Annotated in this window: 2 protein-coding genes and 1 pseudogene; all 3 read left to right on the top strand. The window is 63.0% G+C overall.

Features of this window, described 5'->3' with window-relative positions; genetic code table 11:
* The first annotated feature begins 117 nt into the window (after window positions 1-117).
* Entirely contained in the window at window positions 118-1,359 is a 1,242-nt protein-coding gene (locus ACH2AT_RS10840) for an agmatine deiminase family protein (RefSeq protein WP_177521766.1), read from the top strand.
* 83 nt (window positions 1,360-1,442) lie between these two features.
* The gene (locus ACH2AT_RS10835; RefSeq protein ID WP_394965978.1) at window positions 1,443-2,789 is read left to right on the top strand and encodes a YjiH family protein; all 1,347 of its coding nucleotides are present in this window, start codon (window positions 1,443-1,445) and stop codon (window positions 2,787-2,789) included.
* A 79-nt stretch (window positions 2,790-2,868) separates the two neighbouring features.
* Window positions 2,869-3,161 (top strand): annotated as a pseudogene (locus ACH2AT_RS10830) (carbamate kinase); the annotation flags it as partial.

Here is a 3,161-nt window from a genome sequence, read left to right as displayed (position 1 = left end):
CCATCGCCGGCGGCGTCAGCCTGGCGGTGTGTCTGGTCCTGGGATTCATCCTTGTATAAGCCCCGGCCGTGGTGTATTGTGATTTTTAATGTATGAGTCAACGAAAGGAGAATCATCATGTCTGAAGATACCTTCCGCATGGGCGCCGATTTCGAGCCCCAGGAAGCCGTTGTGGTGGGCTGGCCCCGCCTGATCGAGCCGGTCAAGGGCGTGTTCGCCGAGGGCACGGTGCACGAGATCGTGCGCAACCTCATCGGCCATGTGGACAAGATTATCATCAACTGCGGCTGGCCCGGCTCCGCGGCCCGCTGCCGGGAGATCCTGGAAGAGGGCGACATCGACCTGAACAGCGTCATCATCACCGAGATCCCCGACAAGATGCACTGGGCCCGCGACTACGGCCCCGACATCATGGGCAACGACAAAGGCGAAAAGCGCTGCGTCCACTTCCGCTTCGACATGTACGGCATGGGCGAGGAGGACAGCGAGATGTCCATCATGTGCAAGAAGTACGGCCCGCACATGGCCATCGAGCTGGGCTGCTACAACCTGCTGGGCTCCACCATGATCTCCGAGGGCGGCGACAAGGAATTCAACGGCGCCGGCGTGATGATGGCGGTGGAGGACACCGAGGTGCGCAAGCGCAACCCGGACAAGACCAAGGAGCAGGTGGAGGAGGAATTCAAGCGCCTGTTCAACCTCAAGAAGATCATCTGGCTGCCCTACAGCACCTGGGAGGACGAGGATTCCACCATCGGCGTGCTGGACTATGTGGACGGCAAGCCCGTCTACCGCGCCGGTTCCGCCAACGGCCACTGCGACGAGATCGCCCGCTTTGTGGACAAGAACACCGTGCTGCTGCTGGAGATCAGCGAGGAGGAGGCCGCTTCGCTGGAATCCGCCCGCATCACCAAAGAGCGGTGCGACATGGCCTACGAGGTGCTGAAGAACTCCACCGACGCGGAGGGCAACCCCTTCCGGATCATTCGGATCCCGGCGCCCATCCCCGAGTATGTGGTCACCACCCCCGCCGACCGGCAGAACCGCACCTGGGGCAAGCGCTTTGCGGAGAACGAGGAGGCCCTGCTGGACGACGGCACCCCCATGCCCGAGGGCGAGATCATCATGCAGCCGGCCCAGAGCTATGTGAACTATCTGGTCTGCAACGACGTGGTCATCGCCCAGAGCTACTGGCAGGAGGGCAAGAGCGAGGCCATCCGCCAGCGCGACGCCGAGGCCATGGCCATCCTGCAGAAGGCCTATCCCGACCGGAAGGTCATCCCGGTGTATGCCATGTCGCTGAACCTGAGCGGCGGCGGCGGCATCCACTGCCTGACCAAGAACGTCCCCCAATACTGATCCCCGCCGGCTCGCGGCGCCGGTTTGCGGTGCGGTGATCGGACAATGGGTATCCGTGTTTGCGGCTGAAAGGAGGGATCCCCGTGAAAAGCGGAGTGAAAACGCGTTTGAAAATGATCGTCCCGTCGCTGTTCGCGGTCATTCTTTTTCTGATACCTGTGGAGTACAACGGCAGTTCCGAGTTGATCGTGGGCATCCTGGGCGACTGGATCCAGACGGCCCTGGGCGACGCGCTCATCCCGCTTCTGGTGGCGATCATCGTGGCGGACGCGGCCCTTTCGCTGGCGTGCCGGCTGCTGCCGCTGCCCTTTGTGAAGAAAAACCCCCAGCTGAAGGAGCTGTTCTCCCCCAGCCTGTTCTGGCTGGTGACGCGGGTGATCGGCGGCGTGCTGGCCGTGCTCACCTATTTCCAGCTGGGGCCGGAGGCCGTATGGTCGGCGGATACCGGCGGCAACATGCTCACCAGCATCCTGCCCTCCTGCATCATGTGGTACATCATCGGCGGTTTTTTCCTCTCTCTGCTGACCGACTACGGCCTGATGGACCTGCTGAGCTCGCTGTTCACAAAGGTGGCGCGGCGGCTGTTCTGCGTGCCGGGGCGGGCGATGATCGACTGTGTCACCTCCTGGATGGGTTCCAGTGTGTGCGGCACCTACCTGACCATCTCGCAGTATGAGAGCGGCCAGTACAACGCCAAAGAGGCCGCCATCATCATCTGCAACTTCTCGCTGCTCAGCGTGAGCTTCTGCTCGCTGATCGCGAACATGCTGGACTTCAACGACATCTTCCCCCAGTTTTATCTTACCATCGCCATCGCCAGCCTGCTCTGCGCGGTGATCCTGCCGCGGCTGTGGCCGCTGCGCAGCATGTCCACCGCCTACGACGCCCGCAGCGGCAAGCAGGCCAACGAGGACACGCCGCAGGGCGTCAACGGCCTGCAGTGGGGTTACCGGCAGGCGCTGGCCCGGGCGGCCGGCGCGCCGGGCCCCGTGGGCTTTTTGCGCGCGGGGGCGTACAACGTGGTGAACCTCATCATCACAACGCTGCCCAACATGATGGCCATCGGTACCATCGCGCTGGTGCTGGCAAATTACACCTCCCTGTTCGACTATCTGGGCATCCCCCTGGGGATGTACCTGCAGCTGTTCCAGGTGCCGGACGCCATGGAGGCCGGCTCCTCCATTCTGGTGGGCTTTGCCGACCAGTTCATCCCGGTGATCGTGGGCTCCTCCATGACGGCCACCCTCACAAAGTTCGTGCTGGGCACCATCAGCATCATCCAGATCGTGTACATCTCGGACATCGGCACCCTGATCCTCACCTCCCGCGTGCCGCTCAATCTGGGGCATCTGTTCGTCATCTTCCTGGAGCGGGTGCTCATCAGCATTCCAGTGGTGGTCCTCTGCGCCCACCTGTTCGGCATTGCCTGAAAAGATCAATGCCCGGCACGGTCGTGCCGGGCGTTTCTCACCCCCCAAAACGCCCGTTCCGGGCGAAAAGGAGAATAACATGTCTAAGATCGTCATCGCCCTGGGCGGCAACGCCCTGGGCAACACCGCCGCCGAGCAGCTGGCGCTGGTCACCGGCACCGCCAAGCCCATCGTGGACCTGATCGAGGCGGGCAACCAGGTCATCATCGCCCACGGCAACGGCCCCCAGGTGGGCATGATCAACCTGGGGCTTTCCACCGCCGCGGCGGCAGGGGCCATCAAGGCCGACATGCCCTTCCCCGAGTGCGGGGCCATGAGCCAGGGCTACATCGGCTATCACCTGCAGAACGCCATCAACAACGAGCTGACCGC

The sequence above is a fragment of the Candidatus Allofournierella excrementigallinarum genome (assembly GCF_944388085.1).
Lineage (GTDB): Bacteria > Bacillota > Clostridia > Oscillospirales > Ruminococcaceae > Allofournierella_A > Allofournierella_A excrementigallinarum.
This window is presented reverse-complemented; position numbering and strand designations above follow the sequence as displayed.

Bases quoted from the DNA above. Each gene is read 5' to 3' on its own strand.
- ACH2AT_RS10840 (WP_177521766.1), top strand. From the start codon at position 118: ATGTCTGAAGATACCTTCCGCATGGGCGCCGATTTCGAGCCCCAGGAA.